This window comes from Lederbergia lenta NBRC 16444 (assembly GCF_001591545.1).
Taxonomy (GTDB): domain Bacteria; phylum Bacillota; class Bacilli; order Bacillales; family Bacillaceae_C; genus Lederbergia; species Lederbergia lenta.
Genome location: NZ_BCVC01000001.1, coordinates 1,177,321 through 1,197,513, shown reverse-complemented (window position 1 = coordinate 1,197,513; position 20,193 = coordinate 1,177,321). Strand labels below are relative to the sequence as shown.

The 20,193-nt window shown below is 35.0% G+C and carries 22 protein-coding genes; 5 read left to right on the top strand and 17 right to left on the bottom strand.

Annotation, left to right across the window (positions count from 1 at the left end; genetic code table 11):
* Positions 1-82: 82 nt before the first annotated feature.
* From BLE01S_RS05595 to BLE01S_RS05575, 5 genes are all read right to left on the bottom strand, one after another.
* Positions 83-1,084 (bottom strand): sensor histidine kinase, encoded by a 1,002-nt coding sequence (locus tag BLE01S_RS05595; protein WP_066138136.1) that lies wholly within the window; start codon positions 1,082-1,084, stop codon positions 83-85.
* Position 1,085: 1 nt separating this feature from the next.
* Positions 1,086-1,769: a response regulator transcription factor gene (locus tag BLE01S_RS05590; protein WP_066138134.1), complete on the bottom strand. Its 684-nt coding sequence runs from the start codon at positions 1,767-1,769 to the stop codon at positions 1,086-1,088.
* A gap of 317 nt (positions 1,770-2,086) precedes the next feature.
* The gene (locus tag BLE01S_RS05585; protein WP_066138131.1) at positions 2,087-3,304 is read right to left on the bottom strand and encodes an MFS transporter; all 1,218 of its coding nucleotides are present in this window, start codon (positions 3,302-3,304) and stop codon (positions 2,087-2,089) included.
* Positions 3,305-3,325: 21 nt separating this feature from the next.
* Entirely contained in the window at positions 3,326-4,327 is a 1,002-nt protein-coding gene (locus tag BLE01S_RS05580; protein ID WP_066140952.1) for an ROK family transcriptional regulator, read from the bottom strand.
* Between the two features lie 370 nt (positions 4,328-4,697).
* Positions 4,698-5,273: a maltose acetyltransferase domain-containing protein gene (locus tag BLE01S_RS05575; protein WP_066138128.1), complete on the bottom strand. Its 576-nt coding sequence runs from the start codon at positions 5,271-5,273 to the stop codon at positions 4,698-4,700.
* Positions 5,274-5,513: 240 nt separating this feature from the next.
* Here BLE01S_RS05575 and BLE01S_RS21075 point away from each other — a divergent pair, with 240 nt between their 5' ends.
* The gene (locus BLE01S_RS21075) at positions 5,514-5,930 is read left to right on the top strand and encodes a YuzC family spore coat inner layer protein (protein WP_231955923.1); all 417 of its coding nucleotides are present in this window, start codon (positions 5,514-5,516) and stop codon (positions 5,928-5,930) included.
* A 98-nt stretch (positions 5,931-6,028) separates the two neighbouring features.
* Here the strand turns inward: BLE01S_RS21075 and BLE01S_RS05565 are convergent, their stop codons facing one another.
* The 5 genes from BLE01S_RS05565 to BLE01S_RS05545 all read right to left on the bottom strand — a co-directional run bounded on the left by BLE01S_RS05565 (position 6,029) and on the right by BLE01S_RS05545 (position 9,073).
* Positions 6,029-6,214, bottom strand: a complete 186-nt coding sequence (locus tag BLE01S_RS05565) for an H-type small acid-soluble spore protein (RefSeq protein ID WP_066138125.1) — start codon at positions 6,212-6,214, stop codon at positions 6,029-6,031.
* Between the two features lie 163 nt (positions 6,215-6,377).
* Positions 6,378-6,797: a DUF1801 domain-containing protein gene (locus BLE01S_RS05560; protein ID WP_066138122.1), complete on the bottom strand. Its 420-nt coding sequence runs from the start codon at positions 6,795-6,797 to the stop codon at positions 6,378-6,380.
* Between the two features lie 46 nt (positions 6,798-6,843).
* Positions 6,844-7,641, bottom strand: coding sequence for an HAD family hydrolase (locus BLE01S_RS05555; protein WP_066138119.1), 798 nt, complete (start codon positions 7,639-7,641; stop codon positions 6,844-6,846).
* 129 nt (positions 7,642-7,770) lie between these two features.
* Positions 7,771-8,769 carry an LLM class flavin-dependent oxidoreductase gene (locus tag BLE01S_RS05550; protein ID WP_066138116.1) on the bottom strand — a complete coding sequence of 333 codons (999 nt, stop codon included), beginning with the start codon at positions 8,767-8,769 and terminating at the stop codon, positions 7,771-7,773.
* A 19-nt stretch (positions 8,770-8,788) separates the two neighbouring features.
* Complete coding sequence (locus BLE01S_RS05545) at positions 8,789-9,073, bottom strand: DUF3219 family protein (RefSeq protein ID WP_066138113.1); 285 nt, start codon at positions 9,071-9,073, stop codon at positions 8,789-8,791.
* Positions 9,074-9,879: 806 nt separating this feature from the next.
* Between BLE01S_RS05545 and BLE01S_RS05540 the strand changes: the two genes are divergently transcribed.
* Positions 9,880-10,584, top strand: a complete 705-nt coding sequence (locus BLE01S_RS05540; protein ID WP_066138108.1) for a DUF421 domain-containing protein — start codon at positions 9,880-9,882, stop codon at positions 10,582-10,584.
* A 305-nt stretch (positions 10,585-10,889) separates the two neighbouring features.
* Here BLE01S_RS05540 and BLE01S_RS05535 read toward each other — a convergent pair whose 3' ends face one another.
* Together BLE01S_RS05535 and BLE01S_RS05530 are read right to left on the bottom strand one after the other, a co-directional pair.
* On the bottom strand, positions 10,890-12,335 hold the full coding sequence (locus BLE01S_RS05535) for a UDP-N-acetylmuramoyl-L-alanyl-D-glutamate--2,6-diaminopimelate ligase (RefSeq protein WP_066138105.1): 1,446 nt from the start codon (positions 12,333-12,335) through the stop codon (positions 10,890-10,892).
* Positions 12,336-12,526: 191 nt separating this feature from the next.
* Positions 12,527-12,703: a hypothetical protein gene (locus BLE01S_RS05530; protein ID WP_231955922.1), complete on the bottom strand. Its 177-nt coding sequence runs from the start codon at positions 12,701-12,703 to the stop codon at positions 12,527-12,529.
* Positions 12,704-13,275: 572 nt separating this feature from the next.
* On the opposite strand from BLE01S_RS05530, the gene BLE01S_RS05525 reads away from it, so the two are divergent.
* The gene (locus BLE01S_RS05525) at positions 13,276-13,950 is read left to right on the top strand and encodes a DUF421 domain-containing protein (protein ID WP_066138099.1); all 675 of its coding nucleotides are present in this window, start codon (positions 13,276-13,278) and stop codon (positions 13,948-13,950) included.
* Positions 13,951-13,962: 12 nt separating this feature from the next.
* On the opposite strand, the gene BLE01S_RS05520 is transcribed toward BLE01S_RS05525, so the two are convergent.
* Positions 13,963-14,535 carry a DUF6944 family repetitive protein gene (locus BLE01S_RS05520; RefSeq protein ID WP_066138095.1) on the bottom strand — a complete coding sequence of 191 codons (573 nt, stop codon included), beginning with the start codon at positions 14,533-14,535 and terminating at the stop codon, positions 13,963-13,965.
* A 117-nt stretch (positions 14,536-14,652) separates the two neighbouring features.
* Positions 14,653-15,279: a phosphatase PAP2 family protein gene (locus BLE01S_RS05515; RefSeq protein WP_066138092.1), complete on the bottom strand. Its 627-nt coding sequence runs from the start codon at positions 15,277-15,279 to the stop codon at positions 14,653-14,655.
* 382 nt (positions 15,280-15,661) lie between these two features.
* On the opposite strand from BLE01S_RS05515, the gene BLE01S_RS05510 reads away from it, so the two are divergent.
* Positions 15,662-16,090 carry a VOC family protein gene (locus tag BLE01S_RS05510; protein ID WP_066138089.1) on the top strand — a complete coding sequence of 143 codons (429 nt, stop codon included), beginning with the start codon at positions 15,662-15,664 and terminating at the stop codon, positions 16,088-16,090.
* Positions 16,091-16,159: 69 nt separating this feature from the next.
* On the opposite strand, the gene BLE01S_RS05505 is transcribed toward BLE01S_RS05510, so the two are convergent.
* On the bottom strand, positions 16,160-17,446 hold the full coding sequence (locus BLE01S_RS05505) for a nucleobase:cation symporter-2 family protein (RefSeq protein WP_285864267.1): 1,287 nt from the start codon (positions 17,444-17,446) through the stop codon (positions 16,160-16,162).
* A 215-nt stretch (positions 17,447-17,661) separates the two neighbouring features.
* Here BLE01S_RS05505 and BLE01S_RS05500 point away from each other — a divergent pair, with 215 nt between their 5' ends.
* Positions 17,662-18,636 (top strand): Rieske 2Fe-2S domain-containing protein, encoded by a 975-nt coding sequence (locus BLE01S_RS05500; RefSeq protein ID WP_066138086.1) that lies wholly within the window; start codon positions 17,662-17,664, stop codon positions 18,634-18,636.
* A gap of 206 nt (positions 18,637-18,842) precedes the next feature.
* Here the strand turns inward: BLE01S_RS05500 and BLE01S_RS05495 are convergent, their stop codons facing one another.
* Positions 18,843-19,097, bottom strand: coding sequence for a hypothetical protein (locus BLE01S_RS05495; protein ID WP_066138083.1), 255 nt, complete (start codon positions 19,095-19,097; stop codon positions 18,843-18,845).
* A gap of 269 nt (positions 19,098-19,366) precedes the next feature.
* Entirely contained in the window at positions 19,367-20,188 is an 822-nt protein-coding gene (locus BLE01S_RS05490; RefSeq protein WP_066138079.1) for a sugar phosphate isomerase/epimerase family protein, read from the bottom strand.
* Positions 20,189-20,193: the final 5 nt, after the last annotated feature.

Here is a 20,193-nt window from a genome sequence, read left to right as displayed (position 1 = left end):
AAAATGACTTTCAAGTGACTTTAAAATGACAATTTAGTCACTTAACTTTCTTTTGTTGTAAGTATTAGTTTAGACATCACCGCTAAATAACTTGTTTGTAAAATTTAACCCGAAACTGTGTGCCACTTTCTTTGTCACTTCTCACATCAATATCACCGTTTTGACTTGTAATAATGCTGTGGGCCATCGCTAGGCCAATGCCGATACTTCCATCACTGGCGTTCTTTCCTTTATAAAAACGTTTAAAAATATGGCGGATATCCTCTTCGGCGATTCCTTTACCATTATCAGTAATAACAATTTCTGTAAACAAAGGGTTTGCCGAATACAAAATATCAATTGCACCACCTTCACGCGTATGCTCCACACAGTTTTTTAATATATTAATCACGGCTTCGGCTGTCCAATTGAGGTCACCAATGAATGTGACAGTGTCGTCACCTTTTATCGAAACGGTTTGTTCTTTAATATCCAACGGAATGAGAATCGGCTCTAATGCCTTTTGAATCAACTTTTCGACTACTATTGATTCTTTTTTGAATTGCGCTGTTCCCGCATCGATTTTCGACAGCTTTAATAAGGAAGATACAAGCCATTCAATCCGTTCAAGCTGGATCCGAATATTACGGGTGAACTCTGTTTTTTTTGTTTCTGGCAGATTAGTATCACTTAATAAATCAGCCATTACCATCATGGATGTAAGGGGTGTTTTAAGCTGATGGGATATATCTGAAATGGCATTCGTCAAATGTATTTTATCTTGACGTAATAGCGATCCTTGTTCTGACAGCATTAGTGTCACTTTATACATTTCGCTCTTCAAAATACTAAGCTCCCCTTCTTCATTATCACGGACATCAAGCGTGTAGTCTCCAGCGCTAATTTGGCGCAAATAGCTAGAAAGCTTTTCAATTTCATGATATCTCCAGCGCGTAAATATAACACTACATCCGATTAGTAGTGTAGAAGTGGCAAGAATAAATAGAATCGAAATCGGCGAAATGAAAATTGCTACACCTATGACTATCAAGCCGATCAAGCACATTACAAGTAAATAAATCCGAATCTCTTTATTTCGAAGCATGCTAATCACCAACCTTATAACCAAAGCCACGTACCGTTTTGATAATCATCGGAGTTTGCGGATGGTCCTCCAACTTTTCACGCAGCCTTTTTATGTAAACAGTCAATGTATTATCATTCACAAAGTCCCCTGCTACATCCCAAATCTGCTCTAGAAGCTGGTTTCTCGAGAGCACCTGTCCGAGATGATTAGCAAAAATAAGTAATAAGCGATACTCTAAAGCAGTCAATGGAATCTCAACATCTTTTTTAAAAACTTTTCCTTCAAGCGTATTAATTCGGATATTTTCTATATCGATCATCGCTTTTATCTGATTTTGCTTTTGATATCTTCGCAATACTGATTTGATCCTTGATAGTAGTTCACGAATTCGAAAAGGCTTTGTTATATAATCATCTGCTCCCATATCAAGCCCCATTACAACATTGACCTCATCATCATTCGCTGTTAAAAAAATGACAGGAATATCACTCCGCTCTTTCACAATCGTACATAATTCATAACCACTTCCATCTGGTAACGATAAATCAAACAAGCATAAGGCAATTTGATCTAACTCTTTCGCAAGCATCTTTTTTGCAGAGGTGATATCGTGGCAAAGAATCGTAGAAAATTGTTCCTGTTGCAGCGAATATTCCAGACCAGATGCAATTATTTTATCATCTTCCACTAGCAAAATTTTCATCTATTGATCATCCTAACTTAATTATGAAATTTAACTACATACGATTTGCAATTCATGAACATTGAAAATACTAATCTCTTTTCAACAAAAAAATCCTTTATATATGGAAGGACAATAATTTCTGTCCAAATTCAATACAAAGGATACAATTTATCATTAAGAATAAACTAATAACATAACTTGGTAAAGGACTGTAAGATGAAATTATAAGCATGAGTCTCATAAATCACTGGTGAATAGCAGGATATAATAAAGATTTAACAATTAACCTGACTTATTACTAACGCTTATTCCTTTTAACGTATTATCCCTCTCATTTATGCTTTTAAATCAATATCTTCCTTACTCTGAAATAGTCTAGTTTTCATCAAAGTATTCACTTTTTCAGAACTAATTAGCATCAAAATAATATAAACAATAATAAAAATAGAGAAAATACCAATGGATAATTGAGATGCCATCAAGCCTAGAAGTGGTGGCAAGAAAGTACTTCCTGTATAAGCAACGGCCATTTGATACCCCATAATTCTTTGAGAATGTTCTTTACCAAAACGCACAGGCGTCTCATGAAGCATACACGGGTAAATCGGTGCTAACCCTAACCCGACAAATATAAAGCCTACAAGCGAGAAACTAACTGGTATTGGCAATATTAAAAGAATAGCCCCAATTAATGCCGTAATTTGTCCTGTCCGAATAAGGATTAGATTACTTATCTTCAATGTAATAAATCCTGTCACCAATCTACCAATTGTAATTCCAGCGTAAAAAAAGGAAATCCATTTCGCTGCCGTCGCTGGTGAAAGTTCTTTTATATTTACGAGAAAACTACTTCCCCATAATCCCATCGTCGCTTCCACACCACAATAAAAAAAGAATGACACAAATGCTAATTTGACCCCTTTAATTTGTAATGGTTTGACATTTTGAAGGTTCACATCAGGAGAGTAATCAGAGTCCTCTGTTATCTCTACTTGTCTATTTTTCGCAACTTTATTCCATAATGGGAGAGTAACTAATAGTAGTACTACCAAGGAAAATTGAATGATTGCAATAGCAACATAACCACTTCTCCATGAAAATTGACCTGAAATAAATACTGACATAATAATCGGTCCAAGAGTGGCACCGACTCCCCAGAAGCAATGTAGCCAACTCATATGATGAGCTTTATAATGTGTTGCAACATAGTTATTTAATGCTGCATCGACAGCTCCCCCGCCCAATCCAAGTGGAATAGCACATATAATTAACCATATAAGGGATGATGAAAAAGAAAAACCTAGTAAAGCAATAGCTGTCATGAAAACACTGATAACAGTGACTTTACCCGTCCCTATCATTTTAATGACCTTTCCACTTAATAAACTTGAGACGATTGTCCCTCCAGCGATAACCATATACAGAAAGCCGGCAGTCTCAAGTGGTAATCCGTATTCTGGCTGCATGACTGGCCATGCGGCACCCAACATTGAATCCGGCAATCCTAAACTAATAAAAGCCATATATATGATAATTAAAAAGAATGTTGCCATAGTATAAATCCTCTCTCGATATCAATTATTGGTAATCATATGTTCAAGCGCAAGATACTGTAATCCATTTAGATAGTCCTCTTTCCAATTACTTAAAACTAACCTTGGAAGATGTTCCTTTGGCACATACTGAGCAGCTTCTATAGCGATATTTTTAAGAATTATTTCATCCATTTCTTCTTTGGAGAAAATAACCGTATGAGGATTAATGATGGCAACGAATGAAGCAATTAAACGTCCCATTGCTTGTATTTCATGCTCTCTACTAAAGCGTACCTTTCCTACATTTTTCCCTGCTCTTTCTTTAAGTGCTTGAAAGAAATTACGGTCATCGTACAATGGTACGAAGGAAACCTCTCCCGTAAAAAATGTACTTCCTCTAACCACATCTCCATTGAGGAGGATACCTGCTCCTGGTCCATTCTTTCCGGAATACACATACACAAGTGATTGATTTTCTTCTCTCTTGTTCATATGATGAAACCCTAATACAGCAGCATTCATGTCGTTTTCTACTACTACTGGTATAGTAAACACTTTTTCATAATAGGCTTTTAGATCAATATTATGAAAACGCTCATAACTTGGGATATAGAATATTCGGCCATTGTCGACAGCACCTGGCACACCAATAGCAATGGAATTTATTTTCGGATAAGCTGTAATATTCTTTTTTATCAACTCCGTTAATGAATCAAGGTCATCTTGAACCATGACTTGTTCTATTCCTTTTTCCTTTACTTCGCCCACACAGTTAAAAATAGTAGATACCGTCTTGTCTTCTTCTAAAAAAAGTGCCAAACCTAGCATATAATCGGGATTATAAGTATAGCGTTGCGCTCTTCTGCCCCCGCTTGAATCATCTAATCCAGATTCATACACTTCGCCTTCTCTTTCCATTTGTGCGATAACCTTACTTACAGTCGGAAAGCTAATATCCAGATGCTGGCTAATTTCTACCTTTGTAGCACTTTCCAGTTGTAATAAAGTTGTTCGAATAGCACGTGGTATGACCTTTTTCATAGATTTTGGGGTTATAAAGTGTTTATCCAATAAATTCACCCTCTTAATCAATTAATAGTATAGATTGACTAGCATTATAAGATTTTGAAGAATTGGTTCTGTCTAAGGTCTACTCAGTATTTTTATCTGGTTATGCAAGGGCATATAAATTGCTACTTTTGGATGTATTGTCATGTTATCAACTGTCTCTTTACTAAGAGAGCAATTGCCAATCATATTAGCCTGCTCCTCCTTGTCTATGCCTTTCAAGAAATAATTTACAATCAGGCTCCACTACTAAATTGTACAAAGTACCTTTCAAATTCTTTTAACTTGTTTATTTATATTATGAATTGACTGGCATTCGACATATTTTTTTGAAAAGTTTTTCTTATTTTGCGAGCTTTGTATCTTCTATGCGTTTAATTATTCTCGCAGGATTTCCTGCTACGACAACATTATCCGGTACATCTTTAGTTACAACTGCAGCAGACGCAATGACAGCGTTATCTCCAATTGAAATGCCCGGGTTTATTGTTGCTCTTCCACCAATCCATACATTATTTCCTATTGTAACTGATTTTCCAAATTCTGGTCCCGCAATTCGTTCAAGTGGATCCAAAGGATGTGCAGCAGTATAAATATGTACGCCTGGAGCAAGTAAACAATCATCACCTATCTGTACTTCGCAAACATCTAAGATCACACAATCATAATTCGCATAAAAGTTTTCTCCAACGTGAATATTATAACCATAATCACATTTGAAACTTGGCTCAACGTGTATATTATTTCCGGTTGACCCGAAAAGATCCTTTAATAGTTCCGTTCTTATACTTTCTTCTGTCTCAATTGTTTGATTGTATAGGCGACTAAGTCTTCTTGCATTAATCCGATCTCTCGTTAATTCTGGATCTGCAGCATCATATAACTCACCAATTAGCATTTTTTCTTTTTCCGTTCTCATGTTGATTCTCCTCTTTTCTATCAGTATATAATGTTTCAAAACCACTTATTAAAGTGGTTTAATAAGTCTGTTTAGAGTACCATACAACACAAGTATTACGCAAACTAGTTTTATTTAGATCCTTATAATTACAATAACTTCGTAAAATGATAAGTAAAAATTAAAAACGTATGATAAGCATCTTCTAAAACCTTACATAAGATAAATGATGTAGTCCACCAAGTAAAATGAGGGATGCTTGTGTATTATACTCCTAATGTATACTATCCATTTCACTGTTGCCATCAGCGAAGGAAAACGCTAGGAGCTGGTGGGTATAGGTCTCTGCCATTACAAGTAGGAAGTACGGTTAGGGCTCCACATAACTATCCACCTATAGATATCCATGAACTGAATCAATCAGCGAAAAAACTTCAAATTCTTATGAAACAGGCTCAGTTATTTGTAAACAAAATCACTCATTCGCCACAATTTGCTCACGACCTAATGGATGCAGCCCAAAAGTCTGATCAAAAAAAAGTCGAAAAATTAATTTTATCTACAGGAATTACAGTTAACATCAAAAATCATTTTACACCAGACGGAATTAAGATTGAATTAAACAATACTGATAGTGAAGGAGCTTGCTGTTCATTAATTGTAGGACTGAAATGGTAGTTTTGTTACCGTATTTGTGCTAACTGCATACATGGTAAATCCAGAAAATGAAAGTAAAAAACTGCCACCTTTATCTCAAGATAAAGGTGACAGTTTTTTTAATTCTCTTCTAAATCCGATATATCTACATCTGATCTTTCTTCAAGAGGGCGTGGATCTCTTACATGTACTGTTGCTGTCATACCATCTTCATTTAGCTTATCTATCCACACTGAAGCACCTTTATAATGGACATCTATATCGCCTGACGAAGAAAGAATTTGTTTTAACCGATTAATATCCATGATTCACTCACTCCTTGTTATTTTTCATTATATATTTTTAGAAAATAAGTGAATTTTATGTAAGTAAATAATTTATAGTTTAGAGGAAAAATCCAAAAAAAAGGATAACTCAAGTCCGATTTTCATCGAAAATGCACGTTATCCATTTTATGTAATTTGCACATTAGTTTTTTGGGTAAGTTTCTTCCAAAAATACAATAGATTGATTTATTAACGTTTTTAAAACATCCACGTCAATGTCTGCTACTTTATTGATATACACACAAGCCTTACCTGAAGTGTGCTTACCGAATTTCCCTAATAATTCTTCCCGTTCATCACCAGGGGCAAAATATAAACTAATTTTCGCTTTTCGTGGCGAGAAACCGACGAGTGGAGCATCACCTTCGTGACCTGATTCATATCTATAATGATAGGTACCAAATCCAATAATACTCGGTCCCCACATTTTCGCTTCATAACCTGTTGTTTCAGTAAATATATCTAATAACTGATAAGCATCTTCACGTTTCTTGAGGCTTTCTACTCTTTCTATAAACTCAATAACACTATTATCTGTTTCTTTTGTTTTTAATTCATACATGTTAGAAAAGTCCCCCTTTCATACACATCCTCATCTATATTTCTTATTAAACACTTTTAACTGTAAAATTTTCCAATATATCAAAAAGGCCCTCTAAATGCTGAATTTCGTAAGTAGGAACGACTTCATTCCGCTCTTTTTCATGACGGTTAATCCAAACCGATTTGATTCCAGCTCGATTAGCTCCTAGAATATCAGTCATCAAATTATCTCCAACCATGAGTACTTCATCTTTCTCTAGTGACATCAGAGACAATGCGTGTTCGAAAATGGAGGGATCTGGCTTACCCTTTCCAAAGCCACCAGAAATAACAATTTGGTCAAAGTATGGGGTAAGCTCTGGAGTGATCTTAAGTTTCGTATTTTGTAAATCTGGCGAACCATTTGTGAGAAGTAAAAGGCGATAATTCTCTTTTAGTGTATCTAAAACATTAAAAGTTTCTTCGTAAACAAATGGTAGCTTTCTCCGTTCTTCAGGGAAACGTTCTGCTAGTTCGTATCCAAAATTAGTATCATCAATACCCATCTTTTTTAACCCTTCTGTCCATGCTTCTTTACGATAACCAGGAACAATCTCCTTCATTTTTCTGAAATGGTCATGATCATCTAAAAAATTTCCCCATAACCCTTCAAATGGATTAATTCCTATCATTTGCGTAAATGAATACGTTTCGTATGTAGAATACAAATTACTTGCTGCTTCCCTTACTGCTTCTTCAAGCTTGGCTGGATCAACCCTATATCGATTTTCTGCTACTTTACAAGTTGCCACAAAGGCTTCCTTTACGCTTTTCTGATCCCATAGAAGTGTGTCGTCTAAGTCGAAAAAAATTGCTTTAATCATTTTATTCCCCACTTTTTCATCATTTTATATTTAACACTAGTTTACCATTACTTAAGAATGAAAGACTATCTTTTATGAATATTCATCAGATTGACATGTTCAATTATTATTTACTCTTTTTATATTTTATTAAGAAAGTATTTCTTTCGCTATACATCTATATGATTGAATTCGATCTCCCGGTGAATATGTAATTGTATTGATCATCATTTCATCGGCTTTATATGTATTTTTTAATTCTATTAATTTCCGTTTTAATTCTTGAGGATTGCCAATCACCATATTTCGTTTCATACTCTCTATTTTTTCAGATTCTCTTATAGTCAGTTTATAATTTTTCGCATCTTGAATAGACGGTACACCTTGGTGGGCGTCCCCTTTATCTTTTTGTATAGACCAAATCAATGAACTTAACGCAATCTCTTCCGCTTTTTCTGTCGTTTCCGCGCAAATAGCTGAAACAGTTACAATGATTTGAGGTTTTTGTGTTTGTTCTCTTGGTTTAAAATGATCCAAATATTGCTGTACGATAAAAGATCCATCATTATCGCTCATAAAATGGCCAAATGTATATGGGATACCATTTTTCGCAGCTAGTAAAGCACTTTTTTCACTAGTACCAAGAAGCCAAGGTACTGGCGCAATTTCTGGTTGCGGAGAAGCCGATACCTTCGAAAATTCATGTTCTTCAGGGAAGGTATTATCTAAAAAGTTAAGCAGATCATTTATTAAGCTAGGAAACCTCCAAACATTTTGTAAAAATTTATCTGATAATGCATTGGTTGCTTCAGCAGATCCCCCTGGTGCTCGTCCTATACCAATATCTATTCTATTTGGAAACAATGTAGCTAGCATATTAAATACTTCGGCAATTTTATACGGTTTATAATGAGGCAATAAAACAGCTCCCGAACCGATACGAATTTTTTTTGTATTCGCTCCAATATAACTTAACATAACTTCTGGTGCTGAACATGCAAGTCCAGGTAAGTCATGATGTTCGGCAATCCAATAGCGTGTATAACCCAAAGCCTCACCAGTTTGAGCTAAACGCATTGACTCATTCAATGCCTCTTTCGCAGTTTGATTTGCAGAAATTGGTGATTGATCTAATATACTTAACCTCATTGCAACCAAGCCTTCTTTCTTAATTATTCACTTCAATCAAAGTCAATGTAAAAATACCTATTTGATCTTTTTTATATAAATTTGTAAGGGAGGTTGAATAATGGTAGATTTTCCCCTTAAATGCTACATCATTATCTGGAATCTTCACATCAAATATTCCCTCATACAATAAGGTTGTAATATCATGGTATTGCTCACTCGTTACGTCAAATTCCACTGAAACCTTATATAAATTGTTCACTTTTTCTTCTATACATTTACTTACCTTGATAGTAGTATCATTTAAGATTAATTCACTTAGCAAATGATTTTCTCCCCTCTATCAATTTTTTAAAAATGAAATGAAGTTTCGTTCTACCCAATAATGAGCTAAACCTTGTTACGATCTCTAAATTCTAATAATACCAATTTTCATGGCTTCGTCATGGACTAGCTTAACAAATTATTGACCACTTTATCATTATTCTTCGTTCTTGCTAATTTTATTAAAAGTCTATCAATAATATTAACTTCTTCATTTTGTTTGAAATAAATTTAGTTGATTGATCAACATCAGTGGGGATGGATATCCTTTATTACATTTGAGATTTATGTACTACCCCATTATTATAATATATCTATTTCAGTCAGCAAACGCTTATTAATCAGTTGTATCCATGATCATATGTAAGCTTTGATTCTTTGGCTTTTAAAAAACACCATCGGAACATAAGTTCTAATTATTGTAATGGTTAAATAACACAAATACAAGTAGTTACTACCTTAATTTGTTGAGACTCCTGCGGCTAAATCCGCAAGCCTTATACCTACTGGTTAAACGGGTGGGATTCTTGCATGACTTTGATAGCCGCATTCCATACAAGCTACAAATCTTCAATGGGAATATCCAAAGACAAAAAAGCCATTAGACTATTAGTCAGAAAATATATGCTTATTATCATTCATAAATGGATATTACTATCTAGATGAGTAAAACAATAATCAAGCGGGTGAATCTCCATATCAAATTTCCTATGTTCCGGAAACTTCCAATGAGTATTCATTCCTTGAATTATAAAGCTTAATATTGATGAATGGAAATACTATTGATAAAGGGAAAGGTGAATACGCATGGATTTTTTCCATAGTCAAGAATCTTTGACTGCAATGCAATGGATACTGCGAGCTGTTGTTGCTTACTTCTTTATGCTTATTACGGCAAAATTAATGGGACAACGGTCTATTTCACAGTTAAGATTACTTGATTTTGTTATTGCTTTAATCATTGGAAATATCATTGCCCATCCATTGTCAGATGAGGGTTTAGGCTTAAAAGGATCCATGATCACAATGAGCGTACTCGTTGTTTTATATACATCAAGCGTTATTGTAAGTTTAAAGTCGGAAAAACTAAGAAATTTTTTTGATTCATCTCCACTTCCCCTGATTAAGAATGGAAAAATTTTGTACAAAAACTTGGGCAAAGCTAGAATTACACTTGATGACCTGATGGCGGAATTAAGGAAAGCAAGTGTTGAAGATATTCAAAAAGTCGCCCTCGCCTTGTGGGAATCGGGTGGGACTCTATCCTTTTTTCTAAAACCTCAATATCAGCCGGTAACACCATTGGATTTAAATTTCCCTCCCAAATCTTTTGTATTTCCCAGAACAATTATTAAAGAAAGGAAAATTGATGTATCTCTATTGCATGCGATGGGCCGAGAGGAAAACTGGCTGAAATTAAAGATAAAATCAACATACAATGCTGACATTCACAATATTTTATTAGCAACCATTGATGAAACTGAACATATTACTATTTTTTTATACGAATAGGAATTACTTTGCCTCTTGCATTTTTGTATCGCTTTTTGCAATTGAAATATATGCCTTTATAATATTTTTAGTATATGTCTTATTTTATGGGCAATATGTTCCATGAACGATGAATTTATGATTGATAAGGATAACGAAGGTGTTGCAATGTTAACCCTTTAAGAAATAGATGGGGATATCGTAAACAATACGGTTAGCTTTACAGTAAAAAAAATATTAAATCATTGTAATAATAATCCTTTATTATGAAATAGGATTCTTATTATTAAACTCCATATTTTTGCACCGTTTATTAAAAGATGCAATTAATCAATGGAGTGCAGAAATCGTATTGTTTCTCCATCAGTAGTTGTTGGTAAAAAAAATTGTTGCTTATACTTCTCTGTGCCTTTTCCAGTAATAATAATCCAATCCCCATCTTCCGCCTCATCCTTAGCATATCGAATGGCTAATGTTCGATCTGGTATTATTACCGCTTTCGAAGGAGAGTTTACTCCGTGTAGTATTTCTACCATTTTTTCATAAGATATTTGGTTTAAATCATCTAATGTTAAAATCACTTTATCACTTAATTCATAAGATATATTCAACATGCCTATTCTCTTACTTTTATCACGATTCCCTCTAAATCCAAAAACATGGAATATACGTTTCGCTCCAAGTTCTCGTGCTGTACTTAAGCAGTTGAAGAATGCTTCTGATGTGTGCGCATAATCAATAACGACAGTCGCTTCTTTTGGCTGTTTAATCAACTCAAAACGACCTGGAACACCCTGAAATGTTTGTAAAGATTGGATAATTATTTCTCCAGGGATGTTAAGTTTTCTTCCTGTTAAAAATGCCATAGCCGCATTATACACATTATGTATCCCTAAGATTTTGAGCTTCAATTGATATTGATGGTCTCCTTCAAAAATAGTGGCTATTCCGGGCTCGTTTTTTTTATAACGTGTGATTTGTAAATGATTGTCCTCTGCGTCTCCCATCGCAAATATATTTTGTCCATTGTTTTGAAGTGAACGGAAAAGTCTTTCTCCCCAACTATTATAGCTATTAATAATGCCCTTTCCTTCCGGCTTTAGTTTATTAAATAAAGTCGATTTAACGGAAAAATACTCATCCATATCTTGATGATAATCAAGATGGTCATGGTCGAGATTTGTAAATAAGCAGTAATCAAATTCAATTCCATCAATACGAAACTGAGATAAACCATGTGAAGAGACCTCTATGATAACGACATCATCTTGACAATTAGAAAGGTGTCTATGCAATTCAAGGGCATCAATCGTTGTATTAACAGAAGGTAGTTTCTGTCCATTTACAACATTATGAATCGTTCCAAATAAAGAACAAGATAATCCTACATTTTCAAGGATATGTTTTAGCATAAAGGATGTTGTTGTTTTCCCATTTGTACCTGTTATACCTATAATAGTGTGCTTTTTAGAAGATGTTTGATAAAAATTTTTAGCAATGTGTGCGAGTGCTAATCGACTGTTAGAAACCTTAATATAAGGTATATTTAATAGATCCATTTCTTTCTCTCCAACTACAGCGCTCGCACCTGCAGCTATTGCATTCTCTATATATTGATGACCATCTTGCTGAAATCCGGAAATTGCTATAAATAAGTCGTTTAGACCGATTTCAGCTGAGTTGGCTGATACTCCTTCCACCTCTATATCATAAAACGATTTATCAAAGTTATTATATGCTATAACATTTTCTAAGAGTTGACTTAATTTCATTTTTCCTTGCTCCTTTTAAATTAAAATTGCAATTGTAGAATTTCTTTTTATCCAGAAGTTCTTTTTAATATTTCCTATGTTCGTGTTTTCTTACCCCAATTATTTATCTTTTCTAAATGTTTATATAGGATCCCCCAATCTAATCAATGACTAGATGGGGGATATTTGTGGTATAGAGAAGTTTCAGAAAATTATTTATTGTTTCCGGATTGTTGTTGATTCTGTCCTTGCATTCCAGTTCCCATGCCCATCATATTCGCGGCGATCGGCATCATGCTTTTCATATTATTTCCACCTTTACCACTCATCATCTGATATGTTGCGATACCTACTCCCACTGAAGCAAAGACTGGTAAAACTTTATCCATTGACATCTTCACCAACATCACCTCAAAATTTATATTTTGTTCATTAACTGAACCTTATTATCTTGTCTTAAAACAACGTAATCATTTAAGGTGTTTGTTACCAAATAAATTTGTGTGATTAAGTTCCCGCACATGGTTTTTATCATTAAAGGAAGAAGTACAACTTTGAAGAGAATAACTTAACGTGGTCAGTGTCATTATTATAATATTGGTAGCCGTTTGGATGCCTTTTTTAATGGTTTATGATTATGAAGATGAATTGTCATTTGTGGTAGTGGGAATGGTAAAAAAGAAGGGATGATGTCAACCATTTTATCCTTGGGCTTATTATTTGGCTGTGATGGTGTGGATGAAGATGAACCAGATCCAACTGAAGAACCATCTGAACAAATGGAAGATAACTCCCAATAATAAAAGCATTATAAACAAATGGCTGGCAAGCCAAAGTCAGCCTTTATTTATAATGCAGGATATCACTCCAAATTGGAATAATTTTACTATTATTAGATGTATTGTGTAGACAAAAAGCAAATTATCATCATGAATTTTGATGAGACTGGAGTATGGATAAAATGAAAGTTATGTATCTAACTATTGAACTTATTATTGGTTTTTTTCTTCTTTTTATTATCGTCAAGTTCGTTGGAAAAAAAATCATTAATCAAATTACTCCCTTTACATTTATTGCCTCCATCGTGTTAGGAGAATTACTAGGGAACGCATTATATGACCCTAAAATCGGGGTATTTTATGTTATTTACTCGATGGCATTATGGAGCATTTTACTCTTTATTGTTGAGTATCTAGGACAAAAGTTTTTATCTTTTCGAGGCTTCTTTGAAGGAAAACCGTCTGCTCTTATTAAAAACGGGATCGTTGATCGTGAAGAATTGAAAAAAAATCGTATGAATATTAATCAACTACAAAGCTTACTTCGCCAAAGTGAAACCTTTTCCATTCGAGAAGTTGCCTTTTGTTTTTTAGAGGCGAACGGCTCGCTTAGCATTCTCAAAAAGACAAAGCATCAAAAAACTACGCAAGAAGATTTCAATATTCCAATAAAGTCTGTGTATGTTCCCGTCACGATCATACGTGATGGCGTAGTGTTATGGGATGAACTAAATGGATTAGAATTTGATGAAGCATGGTTAAAAACACAACTGACTTCACAAGGTATTTCTGATTATAAAGATATTTTTGTAGCTGAATGGTTGGAAGATGACGGATTGTTTGTACAAACTTTTTAAAGAAGAAGGCAATCATCTATTATTTTCCTCTGTGACTTCCTCCAATTGACCAATAAGAGAAAGCACAGAACCTACAGCTTGTATCCAACTTCCATTTACTTGTAGCGCTTGCCCCTCATTACTTTTTTTTTCATGAGCATGTTCTAGTTCATAAATTCCTCCTATTGCCTGTAATGAATTACCGATAACCTGTAATATATTACCAATAACGTTATATGCTTGTGCTGACGATCCAGTAGGTTCTATTTCATCTGCGAGGGAGATACCTCCTCCTAAAGCTTGTATCAAATTACCTTTGATTGTTAACAACTGCTTTGTTTCTTCCTTAAAGTTAATGATCATTCCCGCAGTAATAGTGCTATTACCAACCGCTTGAACTTCGTTACCTAACTTGTCTAGTGTAAATGTCTCTTGCCCATCAGCTATTAATGAATTTCCTGTTGCTTGAAGGACATTCCCCCATAGGTCTAAGCTTGATCTATATTCACTAGTAAGTACACTTGATGGTGTATTTCCAACTGCAGAAGTAATAGTTCCAATTGCTTGAATCCAGGAGCCAATAATTTCTTTAAGTTGATTATTCATCCTTGATCGCCCCATCACTTATAACCTTATTATATTGTATTCATAAGGTCGTTCATGCGTTAACTCACTTGAAGTTATTTATCAAATCCATTTAAAATTAGGATTAGGCATGATTAATCATGTACCATTTTTTTGAATAAGTGCTGATGCAAACTGATATAAATATATAATCAAGAAGAGGTACAAAACACCATAACATGCTCCAGCAACAACATCTGTTAGATAATGCACTCCGAGATACACCCTGCTTACAGCTATGAGGATAACGATTATTAAGGTTAAGAATAGCCATAACAGCCGATGCTTTATTCCCACTTTCAAAATACGCACAAATAAATATAACAAAAAGCCTATAAAAGCAATAGAATTCATTGTATGTCCACTTGGAAAGCTATAGTCGCCAACTTCTATTAACGCATTGAACGATGGACGCTCTCTTTCAAACCATTCTTTTAACATATAGTTGGCTCCCCTTACTCCCCAAAACGTGAACATCACAAAGAAAGATTCAAGATAGCATTTCTTCATTAACAGAAAAACTGTCACTATGATAGCTAATAAAAGCAAAAATTTTATTGAACCAATTTCAGTAAAAAAGTAAAACAATTCATTAAAAGATGCTGTACGAATATCCTCGAAAAACATCAGAATTTTTACATCATACGTATTTATTAGAGGTTGTTCAACCGTTAAGGCCAATCCGATAGCCAAGAATAAACAGATCACAATCGTCATCCACTTCATTTTTTACCTCCAATAGTTTAAGACATGCAGCCATTTAACAGATTGATCCTTTGGCACACCCTATTCTTTGAAAAACTTCTATTATATTGTGTTTTATCGCTATCTATTTATATAAACATTCCTACTCCTCTTAGTGGGTTTCTTCATAAACTTATATCTTCATTTTATTATGAATTCTTCCTATTCATAGGATATAAATTTGTTGACACGTCTTCCACAATTCTTTTTAGTTTCTCCTTCATTTAAGAAAGTATTTTGAAAAGCAAAAAGGTATTGAGGATGCCTCAAAAAAACTCGCATTTCATTATGTATTTTTGATTTTATCCTGTTAAATGCTAAACTAAGATAAAAGATTTACATTTTAATACTTAGGAGTGAGTAAATGGCTATTAACGTGTACCTTAATTTTAATGGCAATTGCCGAGAAGCCGTAGCGTTTTATGCTAATGTTTTCGGAACAGAAAGACCAAAAATAACGACATTTGGAGAATTGACGCCTGATCCAGAATTTACTCTTCCTGAGGAAGCAAAAAATTTAGTTATGCACACTCGCCTTCGCCTCAATGGAAGCAATGTTATGTTTTCTGATACATTTCCTGGTATGCCTTTCGTTGTAGGGAATAACATAAGCCTTGCATTTGTCAGTGAGAATTTGGATGAAGTTAAATCTGCCTTCAATCAACTAAAAGAAGGCGGTAAGGTAGGTATGGAACTTCAAGAAACATTTTGGAGCAAATGCTATGGGCAGCTAACAGATAAATTTGGAATCGAATGGCAATTAAATTTCGGCAGTGATGAAGAGGCTTTTTAATTTTATACACGAAAAAGGCGATTGAACTTTTAAGAAAAGAATCTATCGCCTTTTGATTACCTACTTTATTCAGCTTTCTTTTTCTTCAGGAATCGCCAAATTTAAAATGACAGTTGCCAGCGCTCCAACGGTAATTCCAGATGATAATATGTAATTAGCCCAATCAGGTACAATGGATAATACTTCTTGCGGTAAAATAGTAACAGCGATCGTTAACAAAATAGGAATGCCAATAACCATCATGTTTCGATCATCAATCATTATTGGTTGGATGACTTTCATACCATTCGTCACAATGGCAACACATACGATACCGAAGATTCCATTTATTACTGGTTCAGGAATACAAGTAATGGCAGTTGAAAGTTTCGGCATAAGACCAAGGCAAACAAGAATAATGCCACTTGCTATAATTGCCATTCTACTTGCAACACCAGTAATAGCAAGTAACCCAGCATTAGAAGAATATCCAGTCATCGGGGTACTGCCAAATAGCGAACCAACAAGACAACCGAGTCCTTCACCAACAGATGCGCGATTTAACCGCTTTTCATCTAATTTTTCTCCAGTAACGGAGGACACGACAAACCAAGTTCCAGTCGTTTCTATTAAAATTATTAAGTAAACAAATACCATTGTAACAATAGCACCCACATTAAACACTGGCTTTCCAAATGGAAAAAACGTTGGTAAAGAAAACCAACTTGCGTCTTTAACAGGTGTAAAATCAACAGTTCCAAGCAAGCTTGCTGCTACAGTACCTGCTACAATCGCAATAATTACTGACACAATCCGAAAAAAGGTACCAATCCCTCGAACTCTGCGCCCAAGCAACATACAAATAATTAACACACCTGCTGAAACAACCGCAACAACAATATTATCACCTATATTTCCTTCCGCGTGATAGATATTATTTAGCCCTATCGGCATTAAAGCAATTCCGACAATAATGATTACGGTCCCTCCTACAAGAGGTGGGATAATCTTTCTCACCGCTTTTGCAAACCATTTTAATGGATAGCCAATAAGCGTAATAATAATTGCTCCAGGAATTAAACTCCCAGCAATTGCTCCAAGTCCGAGTTTTCCACCAATCGCTGCAATTGCTCCAATTGGTACATAGGAGGGACCTTGAACAACAGGCAATTTAATTCCTGCCCCTGTTTGTATTAAGGTTGCAATTCCTGTTGCTAGAAAACACATTTGTACAAAAAACGATGTATTTTCTGTACTTAAAGAAAGAAGACCAGCAATAATAATTGGAGCGATATATAAATCCATTGCCAAAACATGCTGTAGACCGAGAAGGAATGCTTTTTGATAACTGATTTTATCGTTCACACCGATAATCATATTGTTTTCTGCTTTTTTCTCCACCCCATAACTCTTCCTCTCTAATCGTAAATTTAAAACATTTGATTGAATTATATATAATAAAAAAGAATTTGTATAGTGAAAAACGAACATTTTTAATTGTATAACCATATTTGGTTCGCCTTTGGTATTGACCGAATCGCTTTCTCAAATTAAAATAAGAAAGAGAAACTTAACTGCGGAGGGATTCATACATGTTACAAGATAAAGTATTACTAGAAGATTGGCTCGTTGCTTGCCGTTCAGAAGACGTCAAAGAAAAACCTATTCAAGTTATTCTTATGGGTGAGCGTCTTGCCATTTTTAGAAATAGTAAAGGAGTACATGCATTTAAAGATTTATGTATTCATCGGGGAGCAGCATTATCTTTAGGTGAGGTGAAAAATGACTGTTTAGTATGCCCGTATCATGCATGGGAATATGAGGATAGCGGCGCATGTGTCAAAATCCCTCAGCTTCCAGAAGAAAGAGCCATCCCCCGAAAAGCAAAAGCAATCTCTTACGGTTGTATAGAAAAATACGGATTAATATGGATTAATTTTGCAGGAAATAAACCTAACTTATTCCATTACCCACCAATGGAAGACAAAAGTTATCATAATGTTATCTGGGGACCTCAAGAAGTTGTAGCAAAACCACCGCGCATCATCGAAAATTTTCTCGATGTAGGACATCTTGCAGTTGTTCATGAAGGTTTTTTAGGGACGGAAAGTCATCGCGAAGTCCAAGATTATAAGGTACACAAAGAGAATGGTAGAATTTTTTCAGATGAAATTGCTATATATCAGCCTGACCCAGATGGTTCAGGTACTCCAAAGTATGTTTATTATACATATGAAATTCATCGCCCTTTCACAGTGAGCTTTACAAAGAGGGATCGCGAGCATGGTAATTTAATGACCATTTTATTAACAGTTCGTCCTATTAATGAAGAGAAATCTGTTGCCTATGGTATATTATCATTTAATTACGAAACTGGTTTGTCAGATGAAGAGATTATTCAATTCCAAGACGATATTTTTATTCAGGACAAGCCGATTGTTGAAAATCAAAAACCGGAAGAACTACCGCTTGATCTACAAATCGAGCTTTCACTCATTTGTGACCGTATGAGTATCTCCTATCGTCAATACTTGAAAGAGCTTGGAGTTGTACTAGGAACAGCGTAAAGTTAATAGAATGGTAGCAAAATCCCACATGTAGGTATAGAAATACTTTACTGTGGGATTTTCCAATGGCAAACATGGTAATTGAATAATACACAAAATATTCAGATTTTATTTTTTTCATTAAAACAGTCTATCTCCGTTTCTATATTTCCCTACGAAAAAAATGAGTAAAGTTGCCCTATTAATCTGCTTCCAACACCTTTTTATTAATAATACGGATAACCTCCATACGGATATGTTGGATATGGATAGGTTATTGGTACTGGATATAGATAGGGTGTTGGATACGGATAACCAGCATATCCAGCTCCTGGTGACGCCAATGCCCCAAGTGTAAGGCCACCTAAAACGCCTCCGATGAACGGTGTGCCAAATCCTCCCAAGCCATGATTTGGGCCAGAATGATGCCCTCCATGATTCCCGCCTTGAGCTCTTCCATACACATTATTTAAATCCATCATTATTTTTCAGCTCTCTTTCTGCAAAAATAATCACCCATTATACAATATGCAAGATAAACGTCTATGGAGTAGGCATAGCTAATTAATATGTATGAAAAGTGTCCCTATATAAGATAAGGTGAGTTTTTTTAAAAACAACCATCTTAAGGTTTTTGCACACTTAAAATAGTTTCATTCTCACTTCCTATCTTTTTTAATATTTCCCCATTTTTCAAAGATCAAAAAAGTGCATCCTTAAAGGATGCACTTTTTGTCAATACTCATTTTTATTATACAAATTCTAAATAACGCTCTTTTATCTGCCCTAATACTTGATCCCCTGGACGATTCCAAATCTCTTCATTAAATATTTCAACCTCAATCGGGCCTTTATATCCTGCCTTTTCTACTGCATTTCTTATTTTCCTTAAATCAATCACACCGTCCCCCATCATCCCTCTCCCCATCAACAAATCAGGAGTAGGAACGATCCAGTCTGAGACATGATAACCTAAGATTTTTCCACTTGCGCGGGAAATTTGATTATATAAATCTGGATCCCACCAAACATGAAATACATCAACAACTACCCCTACCGCATCCGTCTTGAATTGTTCTACAAGTGTATTAGCTTGGTTTAATGTGACGATGACGCTTCTTTCCGCTGCATACATAGGATGAAGTGGCTCAATTCCTAATTTAATACCATGCTCTTGAGCAAACGGAATGATTTGCTCAATTCCTTCAGCTACCATTTTTCGAGCAGCGTCGATATCCTTATCAGGTGCTGGACCGCAGACAAGTACCAATACGTCAGTACCTAATTCAGCTGCCTCCTCTATTGCCCTTTTATTATCTTCAATTCTTTCTTGGCGCTCCAAGTTTGTAGCTGCTGGGAACATTCCACCTCTACAAAGACTGGAAACACTTAGGCCAGCATCCTGTACTACTTTTTTACTTTCAGCTAAACCCAGTTCCGTTAATTTGTGCCTCCATATTGCGATTGAAGGGATATCAGCACGTGCACATCCGTCTACAGCTTCACGAAGATTCCATTTATCCGTTGTAATTTGATTTAAGCTAAGCCGCTCTATCGTTTCTATGTTTCCCATTTTTC

Bases quoted from the DNA above. Each gene is read 5' to 3' on its own strand.
- BLE01S_RS05595 (WP_066138136.1), bottom strand. From the start codon at position 1,084: ATGCTTCGAAATAAAGAGATTCGGATTTATTTACTTGTAATGTGCTTG.
- BLE01S_RS05590 (WP_066138134.1), bottom strand. From the start codon at position 1,769: ATGAAAATTTTGCTAGTGGAAGATGATAAAATAATTGCATCTGGTCTG.
- BLE01S_RS05585 (WP_066138131.1), bottom strand. From the start codon at position 3,304: ATGGCAACATTCTTTTTAATTATCATATATATGGCTTTTATTAGTTTA.
- BLE01S_RS05580 (WP_066140952.1), bottom strand. From the start codon at position 4,327: ATGAAAAAGGTCATACCACGTGCTATTCGAACAACTTTATTACAACTG.
- BLE01S_RS05575 (WP_066138128.1), bottom strand. From the start codon at position 5,273: ATGAGAACGGAAAAAGAAAAAATGCTAATTGGTGAGTTATATGATGCT.
- BLE01S_RS05565 (WP_066138125.1), bottom strand. From the start codon at position 6,214: ATGGATATTAATCGGTTAAAACAAATTCTTTCTTCGTCAGGCGATATA.
- BLE01S_RS05560 (WP_066138122.1), bottom strand. From the start codon at position 6,797: ATGTATGAATTAAAAACAAAAGAAACAGATAATAGTGTTATTGAGTTT.
- BLE01S_RS05555 (WP_066138119.1), bottom strand. From the start codon at position 7,641: ATGATTAAAGCAATTTTTTTCGACTTAGACGACACACTTCTATGGGAT.
- BLE01S_RS05550 (WP_066138116.1), bottom strand. From the start codon at position 8,769: ATGAGGTTAAGTATATTAGATCAATCACCAATTTCTGCAAATCAAACT.
- BLE01S_RS05540 (WP_066138108.1), top strand. From the start codon at position 9,880: ATGGATTTTTTCCATAGTCAAGAATCTTTGACTGCAATGCAATGGATA.
- BLE01S_RS05535 (WP_066138105.1), bottom strand. From the start codon at position 12,335: ATGAAATTAAGTCAACTCTTAGAAAATGTTATAGCATATAATAACTTT.
- BLE01S_RS05530 (WP_231955922.1), bottom strand. From the start codon at position 12,703: ATGGATAAAGTTTTACCAGTCTTTGCTTCAGTGGGAGTAGGTATCGCA.
- BLE01S_RS05525 (WP_066138099.1), top strand. From the start codon at position 13,276: ATGAAAGTTATGTATCTAACTATTGAACTTATTATTGGTTTTTTTCTT.
- BLE01S_RS05520 (WP_066138095.1), bottom strand. From the start codon at position 14,535: ATGAATAATCAACTTAAAGAAATTATTGGCTCCTGGATTCAAGCAATT.
- BLE01S_RS05515 (WP_066138092.1), bottom strand. From the start codon at position 15,279: ATGAAGTGGATGACGATTGTGATCTGTTTATTCTTGGCTATCGGATTG.
- BLE01S_RS05510 (WP_066138089.1), top strand. From the start codon at position 15,662: ATGGCTATTAACGTGTACCTTAATTTTAATGGCAATTGCCGAGAAGCC.
- BLE01S_RS05505 (WP_285864267.1), bottom strand. From the start codon at position 17,446: ATGATTATCGGTGTGAACGATAAAATCAGTTATCAAAAAGCATTCCTT.
- BLE01S_RS05500 (WP_066138086.1), top strand. From the start codon at position 17,662: ATGTTACAAGATAAAGTATTACTAGAAGATTGGCTCGTTGCTTGCCGT.
- BLE01S_RS05495 (WP_066138083.1), bottom strand. From the start codon at position 19,097: ATGATGGATTTAAATAATGTGTATGGAAGAGCTCAAGGCGGGAATCAT.
- BLE01S_RS05490 (WP_066138079.1), bottom strand. From the start codon at position 20,188: ATGGGAAACATAGAAACGATAGAGCGGCTTAGCTTAAATCAAATTACA.